The following is a 19,749-nucleotide window of genomic DNA, read 5'->3' on the forward strand; positions in this document are numbered from 1 at the left end:
GATTAATTCATTGCTAATGTTGGATCTTTTTCTTCTTCAAAAGACAAACAATTAAGTTGAGTTTTTATAGGTTCTATAAAGGTTAAAAATTCTTTTTTTAACTCTTTAGATATAGGTTTAGCTTCAGGTAATTTTTGTTTGTACGGATCGACTTGTCTTCCGTTTTTCCAAAAACGATAACATACATGAGGACCCGATGTATTTCCGGTCATTCCAACCCATCCAATTACATCTCCTTGTTTTACAAATTGACCCACTCGAACTTTTTTTCTTTTCATGTGGAGGTATTGTGTAGCGTATGTGTTGTTATGTTTAATCTTTACATAGTTCCCGTTTCCTTTATTATAACTAGATTTTGTAACCGTTCCATTGGCTGTAGCCATAATCGGAGTACCTACAGGAGCAGCATAATCCGTTCCTTTGTGAGGTTTAACTCTACCGTAGTATGCGATTCTTCTTTTTAAATTATAACGAGAAGAAATTCTACTGAAAGACACCGGTGCTTTAAGAAAAGCTCTTCTTAAATTCTTGGCATTGTTGTCAAAATAGTCTACAATTCCTTTTATACTGTCCGTCTTAAATTCAAAAGCATAAAGGGGCTTATTTCGATGTTCAAAATAGGCGGCTTTTATTTTTTCAATCCCAACAGAAACACTATCATCAACAAATCTTTCTGTATAGATTACTTTGAAGCGATCTCCTTTACTAAGCCTATTAAAATCAATGGTCCATGCGTACACATCAGATAAATAATAAGTCAAGTTTTCGTTATATCCACTCTGATTCATTGTGTCATACAACGATGATTTAATCACCCCAGTTGCTTCAAGTTCAACAACACGAACTTGTTTTTTAATTTTTTTGGCAAACAAACTATCTTTTAGTTTAATTACACTGTAGCTTTCGACGTTTGGTTTATAAATAAAGGCATATGCTTTAGGCAGACTATCCTTTGTAAATAAAAGCGTATAAGGCTTTCCAATTTGTAATCTTCGGATGTTAACATTAGATTTTTTTACAACTTGAAGTATTTTATATACCTCAGGGTAATCAATACCGTTGCGTTCTAGAATATCTCCAAAAGTATCACCTCGTTTAATTTTGAACTCTTTGGCGTTAAATTTATTAAAGTCAAAGCCATACTTTATGTCCGACTTCTGCTCCGCGATTTCCTCAACTTCTGTATTTTCTTTTGGATCATTGGCTATATTATTACAGGATACTAGACCCATTGCCAAAATGAAAATAAAGACATAAAAAGCTGAAAATTTTGAAGAGATTTTTTTGGTTATCATAATCGAACACAAATTTCGTAATGTTTTGATTATCAAAATAGTTTTTTGATAAAAACTTAACAACAATTTTATAATTCAATTTCAAATGGATATTTCAAATTTTTAAAATTTTCAAGATCACATTTAATGGAACCAATAGCAAGGTCTGCTTGAAAACGAATGGGTATTTGGTTTTGATCATTACTCACCCAAAGCGTTACACTTTCTTCTGCTTTAAACACCCGTCCGCTTTGAACATAAGGAATGTATTTACGGCATTGAATTTGTCCAAATTTAGTATTCAGTGTTTCTGTCCCTAGATATTTTAGTTTAAACAAGTAGTTCTCTGCATCAAAAAACATATTTATATTTACACTTTCCCCAACTTTCATTTGAGAAATATTTTTGACATTGCGGAGGTAATAAAAAGCTGAGATTAGATCTTGAGCATTTGGATTTATTTTGATCTCTTGGCGTTTGTTATTTTTTTTGTCGTTGATTTTAGCAACTCTTTTTTTATGATCAAATTTAATTTCAAGGTTTTTAGTATATCCACCTTCATTAATGTTTCTAATAAACCATAACGGTAGACCACTTTCTTCACTAAAATAACTATCGTAATAATCTTCGACTTTATAAAAAAATTTAGCAATACCAGTGGTTGCTCCATATCCTTTTGCATGAAATACAGGCACATTGTCAAGGGTGTCTTTCTCTAACCCTAAGGTAACATAGCTGGCATTAAGAATTCCGTAGTGTATTCTAAATTGAAACCACTCTCCATCAATAAACACATTTCTATTCTCATCTGAAGGTCCAGCTTTTGAGTCTGATCTTGCTTGTCCCAAAATCCCAAAACTGGTTAAAAGAAAACTTAAAAGAAATATGAATTTTATTCGTGACACGGATAGCTTTTATTAATAAAGATAATTAATTTGGGTAAAATCAAAAGAGTAATTACGTTAAAGAAAACATCAATTTTTATTATTTAACTCATGGAGGTGATTATATAAATTAGACCCTTTAGAAGTCCCTATTAATTCAATTAAATCTTTTTTGGAGGCCTCTTTTATTCTTTTAAAGGACTTGAATTTTTTCAGAAGACTTTCTTTAGTTTTCGGTCCAATTCCTGGAATAGTATCTAATCCAGATTTAATGGCTCCTTTACTTCTTTTGTTTCTGTGTAATGTAATACCAAAACGGTGGGCTTCATTTCTTAAAAACTGAATCACTTTTAGGCTTTCAGATTTTTTATCTAAATATAATGGAACGGGATCTTCTGGAAAATAAATCTCTTCTAATCTTTTTGCAATTCCAACAATTGCAATTTTTCCTCGCAACCCAAGAACATCTAAACTTTTTAATGCAGAAGACAACTGACCTTTTCCACCATCAATAATTATTAATTGTGGAATGGGTTGATTTTCTTCTAAAAGTCTTTTATAGCGTCTATAAACGACCTCTTCCATAGAGGCAAAGTCATCCGGTCCTTCTACTGTTTTAATGTTATAGTGACGGTACTCTTTTTTTGCAGGTTTTCCATTTTTAAAAACCACACAAGCAGCGACTGGGTTAGATCCTTGTAAATTTGAGTTATCAAAACATTCTATATGTCTTGGTTCTTCAGAAAGACGTAAATCAATTTTCATTTGACTCATTAATCGGTCGGTATGTCGATCTGGATCAACAATTTGAATCTGTTTGAAACGCTCCATTCGATAGTATTTAGCATTTCGCTCAGAAAGGTCTAAAATCTTCTTCTTGTCTCCAAGCTGTGGAACGGTTACTTTTATTTGTTTTCCAAAATTGAGCTCGAAGGGTAAATATATTTCTTTGGATTGTGAGTTAAAACGTTGACGAATTTCAATTATGGCTAAACTCAAAATTTCTTCTGGACTTTCATCTAATTTTTTCTTTATTTCAATTGTATGTGATCGTATAATTGAACCATAAGAAAGCTGTAGAAAATTAACATACCCATATTGCTCATCTGTAATAATAGAAAAAACATCAACGTTACTAATCTTAGGATTTACAATAGTTGATTTAGACTGGTAATTTTCTAGGATTTCTAATTTCTCTTTTATTTTTTGGGCTTCTTCAAACTCCATTTTTACTGCATGATTTTCCATTTGAGATTTAAAATCATGTAATGAATCTTTAAAATTCCCTTTAAGAATAGAACGGATCGCTTTTATGTTTTGATCATATTGATGTTCTGTCATTTTATTTTCACAGGGAGCCATGCAATTTCCCAAATGGTATTCTAAACAAACTTTATATTTTTGAGCAGCTACCTTTTCTTTAGATAAATCATAGGTACAGGTGCGAATAGGGTATAATCCACGAATAAGATCCAATAAAATATAAACCATTTTTTTATTGGTATACGGGCCATAGTAATCCGAACCGTCTTTTATGACTCTTCTTGTTGAGAAAATTCTGGGGAACCGTTCTTTCTTAATGCAAATCCAAGGGTAGGTTTTATCATCTTTAAGAAGAATGTTATACCGAGGTTTATATTTTTTGATGAGGTTGTTTTCCAACAAAAGCGCATCCATTTCACTTACAACAACAATATGTTCAATGCGAACAATATTTTTCACTAACAATCTAGTTTTATTACTGTCGTGGTTTTTAGTAAAATATGAATTTACCCTTCGCTTTAGGTTAATTGCTTTACCAATGTAAATGATGACCTCATTTTTATCAAAATATTGATAAACGCCTGGCTCTTCCGGTAATGTTTGGATTTGTAAAGTTAAAGCAGCGCTTTTCATCTATATTTTAAAAGGATTAGTTCTTTAACGAAAATAATTATTTTCTTTGTCAGTACAATTTTAACCATGGACAAATCTCAAATAAGGACACATTATAAAAAACTCCGGGAAAAACTTTCAGAAGATGAAGTAATGGAAAGGAGTTTGAAGATTGCAAATCAATGTCTTGAACTTCCTGTTTGGGAGGAACAGATTTTTCATTTGTTTCTCACTATAGAAGATCAAAAAGAGGTTGACACTTCTTTAATTTTAACGCTTTTGCAAGGAAAAGATAAAGAAATAGTTGTTCCAAAAATCCTTGACAAGGAAAACCTTCAGCATTTTTTATTGACAGATCAGACTTGTTTTGAGGTTAATTCTTTGGGTATTCCAGAACCAAGATCAGGAATCGAAATTGAACCATCAAAAATTGATGTCGTTTTTATTCCTTTGTTAGCTTTTGATTCAACTGGAAGCCGAATTGGGTACGGAAAAGGGTTTTATGATCGATTTTTAGCACTTTGTAAGCCAGATTGTATTAAAATTGGACTTTCTTTTTTTGATCATAACCAATCAAAGATTGTTTCTGAAGCTACTGACGTGCCTCTGGATTATTGCGTAACACCTGAGCGTGTTTATTGTTTTTAACCAAAAATTCTTTTATTAAAAAACAGCAGGATTCCTACTCCACAACTGATAGCAAAATCTGCAATATTGAAAACGTATTCAAAAAAAGTATAGGACTCTCCCCCAACAAATGGAACCCAAGTGGGCCAAATCCAGGTTGCTAATGGAAATTGAAGCATATCTACAACATGTCCATAAAAAAGAGAAGCGTATCCTTGTTCTGGCATAAATTCTGCAATTTGCCCATAACTATGCGAAAACCAAATTCCATAAAACACAGAGTCGATTATATTTCCGATTGCTCCAGCAAAAATTAAACACAAAGCCCATATTAATAATTGTGAGCTTTTAGTAGATAAAATTTTCCAAAGCCAGTTTCCTAAAAAAGCAATCGCAACCAAACGGAAAAGAGTAAGAATTAATTTTCCTACTTCTTCACTTATAAACGGAACAATATCACTTATTTTAGTTCCCCACGCCATTCCTTTGTTTTCGATGAATAGGATTTTAAAAACCCCCCAATCTACAATAGCATTTCCTCCATAAACAGAAAGTGGAAAATTGAGTTTTATGTACATTTTAGAAACTTGATCTATAACTAAAACAAGTATAATAAGAATGAGAGCTTTTCTGCGATTAAGATTTAAAAAGGAACTTCTAAGTAAGGTCATAACGATTCAAAAATAAGTATTTTAATTGGGGTGTACTAGTATATTTCCTATGGCAGTTTTTACATTTAGTTTTTCTGGAATTTTTGAATCATATAAATCAAAAAAATGAAGGTCTGCACTCAGAGATTTTATTTCGCCGCTTGGGTTGCTTATGCTGAATACAGCAGAACCATGATCTATATTAATGTTTAAAAGTTCAAAAATTCCGGAACACTTTATCTTCGCTTCTTTTGCAACAAGATTAAGGAGCATCGATTCGGGAATTTCTAATTCTATTTGGTTTGCAACAACTTTATGAGCACTTAGCTTGTCACCTGGTTTTTCAGAATTAGGCATTTCATATTCATCTAAATAAAATCCCGCACCTTTTATGTTACTTCTAATTAAATATAGGTTTTGGTACTCTCCTTCTTTTTGATACTTAACTTTAATTGAAGAGTGTTTATGAGTAGAAACAGAAATAGAGCTAGCCCAAGGGAAGTTTAAATGAATTGAATTTATTTCAGTTGCATCCCAAGTCTGAGCTTCTTGAATTTGACCAGATAGAATTCCGCAAAAAAAGAAACCTAAAATGCGAAGCATTGATTTACTTCTGGATGTTCTTAGCTTCAATACTTAAAGTAGCATGTGGAACTAAAACTAAGCGTTCTTTACGAATCAATTTGCTGGTAACACGGCAAATTCCATAGGTTTTATTTTCAATTCTAATCAAAGCGTTTCTAAGATCACGAATGAATTTTTCTTGTCTAATGGCCAACTGCGTGTTTGCTTCTTTGGACATGGTTTCAGACCCTTCTTCAAATGCTTTAAATGTTGGAGAGGTATCGTCTGTCCCATTATTTCCATCATTCATATAGGTGCTTTTAAGAAGTTCTAAATCTTCTTGTGCTTTTTCTATCTTCTCTTCGATTAGTGTTCTAAATTCAGCTAATTCTTTATCTGAGTATCTGTTTTTTATTTCTGACGACATACTAATGTTGTTTAATTAATATAGATGTTTTTACATTATCAAACTCTACTAACACTCCATTTTCTAGTTCATCTTGAATATGAATTTCTTCTGTTAGAGTTTCCGTTTTAATATACTGTAAATTATTTTTTAAAGCATCATTTAATGCTTTGTGAGGTGTCAAATATAAAATAATTTTATCAGTAACCTCAAAACCAGCATCTTTTCTCAAATTTTGAATTCGGTTAATTAATTCTCTTGCAATTCCTTCTTCGATTAACTCCTCATTTAATTGAATGTCTAATGCTACAGTAATTCCGTTATTATTAGCAACCAACCAGCCTTCTATATCTTTTGACTGAATGTCTAAGTCAGTATTACTTAGGGTTACTTTTTCACCCTCAACTAGTATTTCTATTGTTTGTTCTGACTCTAGTGCTTTTAATTGATTTTCATCTAACTTTTGGATTTCGGCCACTACAAACCTCATGTTTTTTCCAAATCGTGGACCTAGAGTTTTGAAGTTTGGCTTTATTTCTTTTACAAGAATATCACTAGCATCGTCTAAAAGCTCTAACTCCTTTACATTAATTTCAGAAAGAATTAATTCTTCAACAGCTTTAATTGCTTCTTTTTCAGATGAATTACGGACCGGAATCATTACTTTCTGTAAAGGCTGTCTAACTTTTATTTGTTCTTTTTTTCTTAAAGAAAGAGCTAAAGAAGCAATGGTTCTTGCTTTTTCCATTCGTTCCTCCATCACTTGATTTCTGTGTTCTGATTGAGCTTTTGGAAAATCAGCTAAATGAACCGATTGTTCTTTTTCATATCCTGTTGCATTGCATAGGTCTAGGTATAAACGGTCTGCATAAAAAGGAGCTACAGGAGCCATTAATTTACTTACAGTTAGTAAACATTCAAATAGAGTTTGATAGGCAGAAATCTTATCTTCTTGATATTCTCCTTTCCAGAACCTTCTTCTAGAGAGTCTAACATACCAATTACTTAAAATTTCTTGAACAAATTCTGATATTGCTCGAGTTGCTTTGGTAGGCTCATAATCGTTGTAAGCCTCATCGACTGTTGCAATTAGTTTATTAAGTTCAGAAAGAATCCACTGATCCATTTCAGTTCTTTGTAAAACAGGGATTGAATCTTCTTTAAAGGTGAATTTATCAATGTTGGCATAAAGACTAAAGAACGCATAGGTGTTTTGTAGTGTTCCAAAAAACTTTCTTGAAACCTCAGCAATCCCATCAAGATCAAACTTAAGATTATCCCAAGGATTAGCATTTGAAATCATATACCAACGCGTAGCATCTGCTCCATATGTTTTAAGTGTTTCAAATGGGTCTGCTGCATTGCCTAGTCTTTTTGACATTTTTTGACCCTTCTTGTCTAAAACTAATCCGTTAGAGACTACATTTTTGTATGCAACGGAATCAAAAACAAGAGTTCCAATAGCATGAAGCGTATAGAACCAGCCTCGAGTTTGATCAACTCCCTCGGCAATATAATCGGCTGGAAAGGTTTCATTGTTGTCAATTTTTTTTTTATTTTCAAAAGGGTAATGCCATTGAGCATATGGCATGGAACCAGAGTCAAACCAAACATCAATGAGGTCTGCTTCTCTTTTCATTGGTTTCCCAGATGCACTAGACAGAATTACTTTATCAACTGTGTTTTTGTGTAGATCAATTAGGTCGTAGTTCTGTTCAGACATATTTCCTACCTCAAAATCTGAAAAAGGATTCTCAGTCATTATACCGGCAGAAATTGCTTTTTCAATTTCCTTAACAAGTTCTTCCATCGAACCAATAAGAATGGTTTCTTGACCATCTTCTGTTCTCCAAATAGGAAGGGGAATACCCCAAAAACGGGATCTAGATAAATTCCAGTCGTTAGCATTTGCTAACCAGTTTCCAAATCTTCCGTCTCCTGTTGATTTAGGTTTCCAGTTAATTTCTTTATTGAGTTCAACCATTCGGTCTCTTTCAGATGAAACTTTAACAAACCAGGAATCAAGGGGATAATATAAAATAGGTTTATCTGTTCTCCAACAATTGGGGTAGGAGTGAACATATTTTTCAACTTTAAAAGCACTATTTTCTTCTTTTAATTGAATAGCAATTTCAACATCTACGGATCTTTCGGGAGCTGTTCCTTCTGGGTAATATTCGTTTTTCACATATTTTCCACCTAAGGATCCAAGAACTTCATGGAATTTACCTTCTAGAGTAACTAAAGGGTGTTCATTTCCGTATGCATCTAAAACCAACAAGGGCGGAACAGGCGGTATAGCTTCTTTTGCAACTTGAGCATCGTCAGCTCCAAAAGTTGGAGCAGTGTGTACGATTCCGGTACCATCTTCTGTGGTTACAAAATCTCCTGAAATCACTCTAAACGCATCTTCAGGGTTAGTAAGAGGCAACGGAGCATCTTTCCATAATTGTTCATATCGAACACCAACTAGGTCAGAACCCAAAATTTGGTTTATTATTCGGTATGGAATTTTCTTGTCTTTCGAAGTATATGATTTTAGGTCTTCTTCACTTTCGACAGCGATGTATTTTCCTGAAAATTGCTTTCCTACTAAAGCTTCCGCTAAAAGGACTCTAATAGGTAGATGTGTGTATTGGTTGAATGTTTCAATTACTACATAATTGATTTTTTTGCCTACGGTTAATGCAGTATTTGAAGGTAAGGTCCAAGGCGTAGTTGTCCAGGCAAGAATATAAAGATCTGCTTCTGCTTGAAGAGCAGCCGGAAGAGATTCTTTAATTGTTTTAAATTGAGCAGTAATTGTTGTATCGGTAACATCTTGGTAAGTTCCCGGCTGATTAAGCTCATGGGAACTTAGTCCAGTTCCTGCTTTTGGCGAGTATGGCTGAATGGTATATCCTTTGTAAAGAAGGTCTTTTTCATAGATTTGTTTTAATAACCACCAAACAGACTCAATGTATTTAGACTTATAGGTAATATAAGGGTCTTCCATATCCACCCAGTAACCCATTTCTTTGGTTAGTCTATTCCAAACATCGGTGTATCGCATAACGGCACTTTTACAAGCTTCGTTATATTCATCAATACTTATAGTTTTACCAATAGCATCTTTGGTAATTCCAAGTTCTTTTTCTACACCAAGTTCAACAGGTAATCCATGGGTATCCCAACCTGCTTTTCGTTTAACCTGAAACCCTTTTTGTGTTTTGTAACGACAGAAAATATCCTTTATAGCACGAGCCATAACGTGATGAATCCCTGGCATTCCATTCGCAGAAGGAGGTCCTTCGAAGAATACAAAAGGTGTTTTACCCTCTCTAGAGGTTATACTTTTTTCGAAAATTGCTTCCTCTTCCCAATAAGATAAAATCTCTTGAGAAACTGTCGAAAGCTTTAGTTGTTTATGTTCTTTAAAACCCATTGGGAATATGTGTAAGGTTGCGAAATTAAGGAATTTTATACATTTATACTTTATAATAGCCTTAAGCTCCAAAAAATAAATGAATTTTAATTTTTCACAGACCATAAATTTAGAAAATGATCGTGTTCATATGCGACCATTGGAGTTAAATGATTTTAATTTTTTACTCCCTTTTTCTGAAAACGAGCCAGACCTTTGGTTTTATTCTTTAACACCTGCTAACGGTTCACACAACCTTAAAAAGTATATTCAAAGCGCTCTTTTGGCAAAAGAAAATAACAAGGCTTATCCTTTTATAATTTTTGATAAACGGACACATAAGCCAGCAGGGTGTACAAGGTTTTATGAAATTGATGAGCATCATAATACCCTAAGTATTGGATATACTTGGTACGGAAAAGAATTTCAACGAACAGGATTGAACCGGAATTGCAAAAAATTACTACTCACTTATGCTTTTGAAACTATTAAAGTTGATCGTGTTGAGTTTAGAGCAGATTCTAAAAACACTAAAAGTATTAAGGCAATGAAAGAAATTGGGTGCGTTGAAGAGGGAATTTTAAGAAGTAACTGCAATGCAATTGATGGAAGAAGAGATAGTATTGTTTTGAGTGTTTTGAAGTCAGAATGGAACGATAGAGTTAAGACTTTCTTGGATACAAAACTGTATTAAAAGTTAGTGTTAAACCCTAATACTATATTTCTGCCAGAGGAGGATATTCCAGAAGCAAACTCACGATAGTGAATATCAAAAATATTTTCCATACCAACTCTCAGATTCGTGTTGTTCTTTAATTTATATGCAGCAGTAAAGTTAAGTACAGACCAGCTTGGAGTTCCAATAAAACTAGAAATACCCTGAGGATTTTGTTGTGTGGGAGTTTCGTCGAGACCGTCTTCCCCTCCTAGACTAAAATCTTCTGGTTTTTTGGAACTACTGAAGCGGTTTCTAATTTGAAAAGAAAATTTATTTTTATTGTAGCGCAACATTGTAGATCCGTAAAACGGAAGAATAGAAGGAAGTGGTCCTAAGTCCTTTAAATAATCAGCACGAGTAAAAGTTAAGTCCGATATAACAGAAAGATAAGAGTTGAATTTCCATTTACCCTCAAAAGAAGCTCCTTGGATTAAAGCATTTCCTACGTTAGCATTGATTTGTGTTTGGACAACTTCTTCATTAAAAATAAGTTCAGTGATTTCTCCGGTTTCTTGATTGGTATAAAACGGAGAAAGTTTACGACCGATATAATCGTTAATAAAAGTGGTGTAAAATCTAATTGCAAATGCACCTTTTTTATTTGGGGTAAAATAAGAAATTCCAAAATCTAGATTGTTTGCATACTCTGGCTTTAGTGTTGGGTTAGGAATTAGAAGGATCCCTCTGTGCTCTCTAATTTTCCCTAAATCATCAATATTTGGTGATCTAAAACCACTAGAAGCAAGGAAATTTAATTGCCAATCAGATGTTGGGCGATACGTAAAAGACAGACTTCCCGTAATTGCTTTATTTTGAGCATCAATATTCATGAGATTATCGATGGGGCTATTCATCATCCAAAAAGGATATACCCCTGTATTTCTATCCCATTGAGCTTTTAGCCAGGTGTGGGTGTAACGACTTCCTAGGGTTAAGGTAGTTTTACGATTAATTTCCCACTTGAAATTTCCATAAAATGCAGCTGAGGTATAATCACTTCCTTTGCTTGGATATCGGGTTGAAATTTCTGAAGGATTAGAAGTTCCAATAATTTCGGAACCATTTAAAATTAATGTTTGATTAAAAGCATCAGAGATAACTTTATTTTTGACCCATTCGAAACCATAAGTAAAATTAGTTTTATTCTTTCGTTTGGTTTCAAAATCACCATTAAAACTCCAAACCTGAACGTTTTCTTCAAGATTAGCTCGGTTTAAGCTATTAAACATTCTTTTAATACGAGACTCATTTATGTTCTGATAGGCCATTGTTAAATAACCTTTATATAAAAATTTCTTTTTAGGAAAAATTTTGAGTTGCGGAGAAATTAAAAATCTTTTTTGAGGTCCATAATGCCATTCTGCAAAACGTAATTCTCCATCTTTATATTCGTTAAGTTTATCAAATCGTGGGATATCTGAGGAGTTAGAATATTGAATGTTTAAGGTTAGAAGCTTTTCCTGAGGTAGCTTGATAATGAACTTTTGTAGGAGGTCAAATTGATCATATCCTGAATTCTTTTGAATATTAGAATTCTTGTTTTCTGATGGTGTACTGAAATAGGTAGTTTCGTTATTTTCAGAAAAAAAAGGGACCAAACCCCATGAATCGAAACCATGTAATCTATTTTCTCCCATTTTTAAGTCCCCAAATTTCGAAATGCTAATACTGCTGTAGCTAGCCCAGTTTTTAAAACTTAATTCGGTGTCGAAGTGGTTAATTAATGATTGGTTCGAGGAGTTGTAATTAGATGAAAAACTATTACTCATCATTTTTTTACTATTGATCCGAGGGGATTTAGTAAAATAATGAACCACTCCACCAAGCGCATCAGAACCATATCCAACAGAAGAAGACCCATAGACAACTTCAACCCGTTCAATTGTATTTGGATCAACGGTAATTGCATTTTGTAAATGGCCTGACCTATAAATAGCATTATTCATTCGAACGCCATCGATTACTAATAAAACTCGATTTGCTTCAAAACCTCTTAAAACAGGACTTCCTCCACCTCCTTGTGATTTTTGAAGGCGAACACTAGGAGCGAGTAATAAAAGGTCTGCGCCATTTTGTGGATTGTTATTTTTTATTTCAGAAGAATTGATTACAGATACTTTTTCTGCAATTTGATTTTTTTTCGATGGGGTCCTTGCAACCGATAAAATAACTTCAGACAGTTCCTTAAGTTCTATGTTGAGTGAAACTTTATATCCTTTGTTTTTTAATTCTTCTTTTGAAAAATGCTGCACTTCAAATCCCATATATTGAAAAGAAATAAGATCTTCTGAAGTAAATACACTTAAAAAGCATGTTCCATCTGAATTTGTAATTGTATTCCTGTCTTTGTTTTGATTATACAAGGTTACCCCTGACAAAGGCTCTTGAGTAAGCGCATCAATAACAGTGACTTCTTGTGAGTAGAGAAAGCCAACAAATAACATGAAAAAGGTAGTTAAACTATTAGGAAACGTCATCAAATATTTCATTGAGAATTTGCAATGATTTTGGTTTTGAAAACCCCAACAAATGTAGCTCAAAATATTCAATTAGGGTTTCCAATAAATCGCGTCTTTTTGCTCGGTTTAATTTTCTTTTAATAGTACCACCAAAATTCATGCCTAATAATTCTTTAAAGATCAATACTTGCTCTCCTTCAATGTGTTTTTCAAAGGGTACGACTGAACTAAAACAACCTGTTTCTAGGTTAAAATAAAGCGCTTCCGAATCATCTTCATTGGGAAAAAAACCTAAGTACTTGGTTAAGTTGATTAGGAAAACTAAATGAAAATTACTTATTTCATCATTAGAATCAAGCCATTCAAGAGCAGTTTCTAAAAAAGTAAAAAGAGAGGGGTTCTCTTCTTCTTCTAAGATCGAATTTTTTAGAATCTCTGCAAGAAATTGAGCTAAAGCATTCTTTTCTATTCTATTAGGAATAGAAACATAAGGGTAGGTTATTTTTACCTCTTTTAGAAATTGTAGTTTTCCATTTTTTTTATGATCAAAAAGAATTTCGATTTGAGAAAGTACTTGAAATTGAGATTTTCTAATGGCACCTTTTTTAGCACTCAAAATTCCTTTAAGTATAAACGATTGTCTACCGAGCGCTTTTGTGTAACAATGTGCGATTAGACTCGAGTCACTATATTTTATTGTATTTAGGACAATGGCCTTAGTTTTCACAAGCATATTTATACTACTCCCTGAGCCAACATAGCATCTGCAACTTTAACAAAGCCGGCGATATTAGCACCTTTTACATAATTTACATACCCATCTTCTTGTCCATATTCAACACAAGATTGATGAATATCACTCATTATATTTTTTAAACGGGTGTCAACCTCATCTCGAGTCCAATTGTAGCGTAAAGAGTTTTGAGCCATTTCTAGACCTGAAACAGCTACTCCTCCTGCATTAGATGCTTTTCCAGGAGCAAATAATATTTTATTTACAGTGAACTCATGAATAGCCTCAGGCGTAGAAGGCATATTAGCACCTTCTCCAACGCAGACACACCCATTTTTAATGAGCATTAAGGCATCTTCTTTGTGGAGCTCGTTTTGGGTTGCACATGGTATTGCTACGTCACAAGGAATCTCCCAAGGGGTTTTTTTAGCATGAAATTCAGCCGTTGGATATTGTTTAATATATTCTTCAATTCGACCTCTTTTAATGTTTTTGAGATCCATAATATATTTTAGCTTTTCAGAATTTATACCATCTCTGTCGTAAATGTAGCCTCCAGAATCCGAAAGAGTATTAACAATTCCCCCTAATTGAATAACTTTTTCAGCAGCATATTGTGCTACGTTACCAGAACCTGAAAGAACTACTTTTTTACCCTCTAGGCTTGTTCCTATATTTTCAAGCATTTTTTGTGTAAAATAAACGACTCCATATCCAGTAGCTTCTGGACGAATTAACGACCCTCCCCAGCTTACTCCTTTTCCTGTTAATACTCCAGTGAATTCATTTTTAAGACGTTTGTATTGACCAAATAAATAACCAATTTCTCTTCCTCCTACACCAATGTCTCCTGCAGGAATATCTCTGTTTGGCCCAATATGTCGAAAGAGTTCCGACATAAAACTTTGACAAAAACGCATCACTTCTTTATCGCTCTTACCTTTAGGATCAAAATCTGAACCCCCTTTACCACCTCCCATAGGAAGTGTTGTTAGGCTATTTTTGAATACTTGTTCAAATGCTAAAAATTTGAGTACACTTAAATTTACACTAGGATGAAATCTTAGACCTCCTTTATAAGGACCAATTGCTGAATTCATTTCAATCCGATACCCACGGTTTACTTTTATTTCATTTTGGTCATCAATCCAGGGGACCCGAAAAAAAACAACCCGTTCGGGTTCTACCATTCTTAGTAAAATATTTTGACCGTAATAGATGTCGTTTTTAACAATATAAGGGATTACATTTTCAGCAACTTCAGTTACTGCCTGCATGAATTCAGGCTCATTTTGATTTCGTTGTTTTACTTCGTCTAAAAACTGTTGTATTATTTTTTCCATGAGATGGGTTTTAAAAGAAAAATAAGTATTTATTTTAGTTAACTAAAGTAGTTTTTTATGCAAACAAAAGAGCAATAACTTCCTCTATTTTTGTTAAAGACAGGGAGTTAATTCCTTGAGTAACAACTTTATTTTTAGCGCCTTTTGAGCTGACTATGGTTTCAAACCCTAGTTTTTCTGCTTCAGTAATTCTTTGATCTAACTTAGCGACAGGGCGAAGCTCTCCAGATAAACCTATTTCAGCTGCAAAACATATTTCCTTAGGAAGAGCGATGTCATGATAGCTCGATAAAATAGCAGAAACAACTGCGAGATCAATAGCAGGGTCTTCAATGCTTATCCCTCCGGTTATATTTAGAAATACGTCCTTACTTCCTAATTGAAAACCAGCTCTTTTTTCTAGAACAGCCAAAAGCATATTAAGACGTTTGGCGTTGAAACCCGTGGTACTTCTTTGAGGGGTTCCATAAACGGCAGTGCTAACTAATGCTTGAACTTCAATCATTAGAGGTCTAACCCCTTCCATGGTTGCCGCAATTGCATGCCCGCTCATTTCTCTTTCTGTCTGAGAAATTAGTAGTTCGCTCGGGTTTGTTACAATTCTAAGACCGGTAGATAACATTTCATAAATACCTATTTCTGCCGTAGATCCAAATCTATTTTTTTGAGCGCGAATGATTCTATAAATGTGATTTCGATCCCCTTCAAAATGTAAAACAGTATCAACCATATGCTCTAATACTTTTGGACCAGCAATAGCACCATCTTTTGTAATGTGACCTACTAAAAGGACCGGGGTGTTTGTTTTTTTTGCAAACTGAATTAACTCAGAAGTACATTCTTTAATTTGAGAAACACTACCTGGACTACTGTCGACGTATTGTGTTTGTAGTGTTTGAATAGAATCTATTATTACAATATCTGGTTGTAAAAGTTCAATTTGTTTAAATACTTTTTGTGTTTGAGTTTCACTTAAAACAAAGCAGTTTTCGTTTTTTGACTCAATTCTTTCTGCTCTTAATTTAATTTGTTTTTGACTTTCCTCTCCAGAAACATAAAGTACTTTCCCTTTTATTTGAAGTGAAATTTGGAGTAGCAAAGTAGATTTTCCAATGCCAGGTTCTCCTCCTAATAGGGTTACAGACCCAGGAACAAGTCCACCTCCAAGCACACGATCTAATTCAGAATCGTTTGAAGTAATACGTGTTTCTTTGTCTGTTTCGATTTCTTGAATTCGAATCGGAGATGTTCCTTTTAGTTTCTGGGTTTTTGGCTCCGACCAACCCTTCTCTTTGGGTTTTTCTACAACTTCTTCGACTAGGGTATTCCATTCTTTACAGCCGTTACATTGGCCTTGCCATTTAGCATGGGGAGTTCCGCATTTTTGACAAAAAAAAGTGGTTTTAATTTTACTCATTTAGGACATTATTTTAGAGATTCGATTTTATTTAGAATCATTTCTTTGGATATAAAACTTATGGGTTTAAAGTTATAAGCTCTTTCGTAGCTTTTGAGTGCTTTTTTATATTCTTCAATGATCTCGTAAGCTAATCCATTAAAATAATGCCCAATAACAGCATCAGGATACAAGTCAAGACAAAGTTCGCCTATAACAAAAAGTGATTCAGCGTCTGACTTCTGTTTCGAAGCTTCAAAAACGGCTATGATGTCATTTAAAATGATTTTTTTTTGAATACCCAATTCGTTTGTTATTTTCTGGTATTTATCGATTAGATATTGGTGAGGAACAATAGTGTCGTTTAATAAGTTTTCTTTAAATTCTTTTACACTAATGGGTTGGAATGTTCTAAACATTGTTTCAAGCGCAATGGGTATTGAATATGCTACCGATGATATTTCATCGGGATAAGAGAATAATTTATATGATTTTCGAAGCATACTGTTTTCAACTTCTTTAAAATCTTTGCTAAAATCACTTATCTTTTTACCTTGGTTTACTGGAAGATTTGCAGAATTAAACAGATGATAATTTGTTTCATTAGTAGTGTTTTTAAGTTTTTCTATAAGAGGTTCAATAATTGCTTGGGGCATATCTGGATTAACAGCAATATAGGTAGTAAACGTATTGGAGTTGTCTAATAAAAAGTAGTTTATGAAATTAGCTCCTTTATTTTGACCAATAATTATCTTTAACTTTGAAAGAGGAAATTGAATAGAAAGCTTTCGTATGATATCAGATTTTATAAACTGTTTAAAGTTAGCCCCTCTATTTGTTAACTGTCCTGTGCTTTTATCAAGCTCAAAATCTCTTTGTTTTTGATAATAACCCGCTTGATTAATCCCAACAACTATAGCTTTAGGCATGTAGTCATTTTCTGATAAAAACTTAACATTACTTACCACAAGGTTAAATATCTTATCGCCTTCTAGAACAACAATTAAAGGTAAAGGTTCGACATTTCCTTCTTCTATCTCTGGGATATATAAGTCTATTGTTCTTGAGTTCTCTAAAATGTTAGAGGTTATTGTTTGTGAGGTAATTTGTCCCATAAGGGAACTACTTATAAGCAAAAGCAGAAGAAATGTATTTTGTTTCATAATGAAGTTAAGTTTAGTACAAGTGAAAGGTACTTACTTTTTTCGATTTACAAGGGGTAATGCCAAAAAGGAAAGACTGCCAAAAAGAATAACCATAACGGTTTGAGCGGACCACATTATCCAACCAAATGCTAAGCTAGATTCCTTAGAAATACCATAGCTGATTAAGACCAGAGAAACCGAGAACGGATAAATTCCAATACCTCCATTTGTTGCAGAGATTGATATAGCACCAACTAAGAATCCGATTAAGAGGGCTTCAAAGGGTAGATCAACAGTTTCTGGAATAGAAAATTTAATAATGTAAAACATTAAAATATAGAGTCCCCAAATCAAAAAAGTATGAAAAAGATAGGCCCATTTTTTTGGCATTTTAACAAGAGTTAAAATACCTTCTGTCAATCCATTTATTAAATGGATTATCTTTTGAGCAAAAATAGATTTTGATTTTTTAAGCATTTTTATTGAAATCCAAAAAACTACAGCAAACACTAAAACACAAACGACAGCTAAAGAAGGGTTGAACGATTGTTCTTTCAAAAAGTTCACAATAAAATCGAATTGGAGCAACAATGCGATTCCAATGACAAGAAATAGCATTAACATATCTACTAACCTTTCTGCGATCACTGTTCCAAAACTTTTTTCAAAAGGGATATTTTCATAGGTTTTCATTACCGTTGCCCTAAAAAACTCTCCAGACCTTGGAACTCCTAAGTTTGCTATATAGGTAATGAAAATTGCTAAAACATTATTTATTAATCTTGGCTTATATCCCATTGGATTTAGCATAAAGTTCCAACGATAAGCACGAGATAAATGACTGAATAAACCAAGCGCTAAAGAAAGAAGAACGAAACTATAATCAGCATTTTTAATAGCCGCATAGATTGTTGCCCTGTCTTGTAATGTAGTGTCTTTAAGGGATAAATAAATAAAAACAACCCCAATTAATAATGGTAAAAATATTTTCAGAAATTGGGTTAATTTATTCTTCACTAAGCTTATTGCAATAAGTTAGTTTCTTCGTTTGGAAATAAAAGAACAGGCTTGTAGTCTCGGGCTTTTTCAAAAGGAACTGAGCAATAGCTTATAATAATAATCATATCTCCTCTTTGAACTTTTCTAGCCGCAGGACCATTCAAAGTAATTTCTCCAGAATTTTTTTCCCCTTCGATAACATAAGTTTCAAGTCGCTCACCATTATTAATATTTACGATTTGAACCTTTTCGCCTGGCACAAGATTAGCAGCTTCAATTAAAGCGCTGTCGATGGTAATACTCCCAATATAATTAAGATCCGCTCCAGTTACTTTTACACGATGAATCTTTGACTTTAAAATTTCTATTTGCATTCGGCAAAGGTATTAAAATTTAACATTGTCAATTAACCTTACGTCTCCAAGTTTAAGAGCAATGAATGCTCTTGTCTTTTCTCCGTTTAAGTGATTAACTTTTTGAAGTGTTTTTTCTTCAGCAACGGTAAAGTATTCAAGTTCAATTTCCGGATGCTTATTAAAGAAATCAGTAATCCAAATTTCAATTTGTTCTAGGCTATTTTCTTCTTTTAAAGCAACTGCTTTTTGGAGTGTTTCATAAATTATTGGAGCAATTGCTCTTTGTTTATCGCTGAGGTTTGTGTTTCTGGAGCTCATTGCTAGACCGTCTTCATGTCTAATAATTGGACACGCAATTATTTTTACGGGTATCTGTTCTTGTTTAACTAAGGATGTTATTATTTGAAGTTGTTGAAAATCTTTTTCACCAAAATAAGCTTTTGTAGGTTTAAGAATTTCAAAAAGTTTTTGAACAATAGTGGCAACACCCTGGAAATGTCCTTTTCTATGCGCTCCTTCCATAGTAGACTCTAACAAACCAAAACTATATTCTTTAGAGGTTACAGAATTACTGTAAACATCTGAAACTTCTGGCGCATAAACCCAAATATTGTTTTCTAAAGCTTTTAGCTTTAATAAGTCTGATTCTAGGGTTTTTGGATAATTTTTTAGATCATCTTGATTGTTGAATTGAGTTGGATTAATAAAAATAGATACAATGACTAATTCGTTTTCAGATAACGCCTTTTCTACCAGCGTTATATGCCCTTTGTGAAGTGCCCCCATGGTCGGAACTAAACCGATTGACTTAGCCGACAATTTATTTTTTAAAGCATTTAGCTCTTTAGAATGGTTAAAAACCTTCATTTTTAGAAAAGATTAACAGGCTAAAAGTACTGTTTTTTCTAATGATCGGA

The 19,749-nt window shown here is 33.4% G+C and carries 17 protein-coding genes; 2 read left to right on the top strand and 15 right to left on the bottom strand.

Annotated elements, in window-relative coordinates:
* Positions 1-2: 2 nt before the first annotated feature.
* From NG655_RS01210 to uvrC, 3 genes are all read right to left on the bottom strand, one after another.
* Positions 3-1,295 (bottom strand): M23 family metallopeptidase, encoded by a 1,293-nt coding sequence (locus NG655_RS01210; protein ID WP_252157526.1) that lies wholly within the window; start codon positions 1,293-1,295, stop codon positions 3-5.
* 68 nt (positions 1,296-1,363) lie between these two features.
* Entirely contained in the window at positions 1,364-2,122 is a 759-nt protein-coding gene (locus tag NG655_RS01215) for a DUF3108 domain-containing protein (RefSeq protein ID WP_252157527.1), read from the bottom strand.
* Between the two features lie 126 nt (positions 2,123-2,248).
* Entirely contained in the window at positions 2,249-4,054 is a 1,806-nt protein-coding gene (gene uvrC, locus NG655_RS01220) for an excinuclease ABC subunit UvrC (protein ID WP_252157528.1), read from the bottom strand.
* A gap of 66 nt (positions 4,055-4,120) precedes the next feature.
* On the opposite strand from uvrC, the gene NG655_RS01225 reads away from it, so the two are divergent.
* Positions 4,121-4,681: a 5-formyltetrahydrofolate cyclo-ligase gene (locus tag NG655_RS01225; RefSeq protein ID WP_252157529.1), complete on the top strand. Its 561-nt coding sequence runs from the start codon at positions 4,121-4,123 to the stop codon at positions 4,679-4,681.
* On the opposite strand, the gene NG655_RS01230 is transcribed toward NG655_RS01225, so the two are convergent.
* The 4 genes from NG655_RS01230 to ileS are packed head-to-tail and all read right to left on the bottom strand — an operon-like array spanning position 4,678 to position 9,704.
* Positions 4,678-5,331 (bottom strand): lipoprotein signal peptidase, encoded by a 654-nt coding sequence (locus tag NG655_RS01230; protein WP_252157530.1) that lies wholly within the window; start codon positions 5,329-5,331, stop codon positions 4,678-4,680. The genes NG655_RS01225 and NG655_RS01230 overlap by 4 nt on opposite strands.
* 21 nt (positions 5,332-5,352) lie before the next feature.
* Positions 5,353-5,913, bottom strand: a complete 561-nt coding sequence (locus tag NG655_RS01235; RefSeq protein ID WP_252157531.1) for a hypothetical protein — start codon at positions 5,911-5,913, stop codon at positions 5,353-5,355.
* A 4-nt stretch (positions 5,914-5,917) separates the two neighbouring features.
* Entirely contained in the window at positions 5,918-6,301 is a 384-nt protein-coding gene (locus tag NG655_RS01240) for a TraR/DksA family transcriptional regulator (RefSeq protein WP_252157532.1), read from the bottom strand.
* A 1-nt stretch (position 6,302) separates the two neighbouring features.
* On the bottom strand, positions 6,303-9,704 hold the full coding sequence (gene ileS / locus NG655_RS01245; RefSeq protein WP_252157533.1) for an isoleucine--tRNA ligase: 3,402 nt from the start codon (positions 9,702-9,704) through the stop codon (positions 6,303-6,305).
* 79 nt (positions 9,705-9,783) lie between these two features.
* Here ileS and NG655_RS01250 point away from each other — a divergent pair, with 79 nt between their 5' ends.
* Positions 9,784-10,377: a GNAT family N-acetyltransferase gene (locus NG655_RS01250; protein ID WP_252157534.1), complete on the top strand. Its 594-nt coding sequence runs from the start codon at positions 9,784-9,786 to the stop codon at positions 10,375-10,377.
* On the opposite strand, the gene NG655_RS01255 is transcribed toward NG655_RS01250, so the two are convergent.
* From NG655_RS01255 to panC, 8 genes are read right to left on the bottom strand one after another with little or no spacing between them, the layout of a single operon-like run.
* The gene (locus tag NG655_RS01255; RefSeq protein WP_252157535.1) at positions 10,374-12,890 is read right to left on the bottom strand and encodes a TonB-dependent receptor; all 2,517 of its coding nucleotides are present in this window, start codon (positions 12,888-12,890) and stop codon (positions 10,374-10,376) included. The genes NG655_RS01250 and NG655_RS01255 overlap by 4 nt on opposite strands.
* The gene (recO, locus tag NG655_RS01260; protein ID WP_252157536.1) at positions 12,865-13,593 is read right to left on the bottom strand and encodes a DNA repair protein RecO; all 729 of its coding nucleotides are present in this window, start codon (positions 13,591-13,593) and stop codon (positions 12,865-12,867) included. Before recO ends, NG655_RS01255 begins: the two co-directional genes overlap by 26 nt.
* A gap of 2 nt (positions 13,594-13,595) precedes the next feature.
* Positions 13,596-14,936 (bottom strand): NADP-specific glutamate dehydrogenase, encoded by a 1,341-nt coding sequence (gene gdhA / locus NG655_RS01265; protein ID WP_252157537.1) that lies wholly within the window; start codon positions 14,934-14,936, stop codon positions 13,596-13,598.
* Positions 14,937-14,991: 55 nt separating this feature from the next.
* On the bottom strand, positions 14,992-16,353 hold the full coding sequence (gene radA / locus NG655_RS01270; protein ID WP_252157538.1) for a DNA repair protein RadA: 1,362 nt from the start codon (positions 16,351-16,353) through the stop codon (positions 14,992-14,994).
* Between the two features lie 8 nt (positions 16,354-16,361).
* Positions 16,362-17,495: an alpha/beta hydrolase gene (locus NG655_RS01275; protein ID WP_252157539.1), complete on the bottom strand. Its 1,134-nt coding sequence runs from the start codon at positions 17,493-17,495 to the stop codon at positions 16,362-16,364.
* Positions 17,496-17,528: 33 nt separating this feature from the next.
* Entirely contained in the window at positions 17,529-18,494 is a 966-nt protein-coding gene (locus NG655_RS01280) for a lysylphosphatidylglycerol synthase transmembrane domain-containing protein (RefSeq protein WP_252157540.1), read from the bottom strand.
* A gap of 5 nt (positions 18,495-18,499) precedes the next feature.
* Complete coding sequence (gene panD, locus NG655_RS01285) at positions 18,500-18,850, bottom strand: aspartate 1-decarboxylase (RefSeq protein ID WP_252157541.1); 351 nt, start codon at positions 18,848-18,850, stop codon at positions 18,500-18,502.
* Between the two features lie 12 nt (positions 18,851-18,862).
* Positions 18,863-19,699, bottom strand: a complete 837-nt coding sequence (panC, locus tag NG655_RS01290) for a pantoate--beta-alanine ligase (RefSeq protein WP_252157542.1) — start codon at positions 19,697-19,699, stop codon at positions 18,863-18,865.
* Positions 19,700-19,749: the final 50 nt, after the last annotated feature.

Origin of the sequence: Candidatus Arcticimaribacter forsetii (assembly GCF_910589745.1) — a bacterium.
In the GTDB taxonomy this organism is placed as follows: Bacteria; Bacteroidota; Bacteroidia; order Flavobacteriales; family Flavobacteriaceae; genus Arcticimaribacter; species Arcticimaribacter forsetii.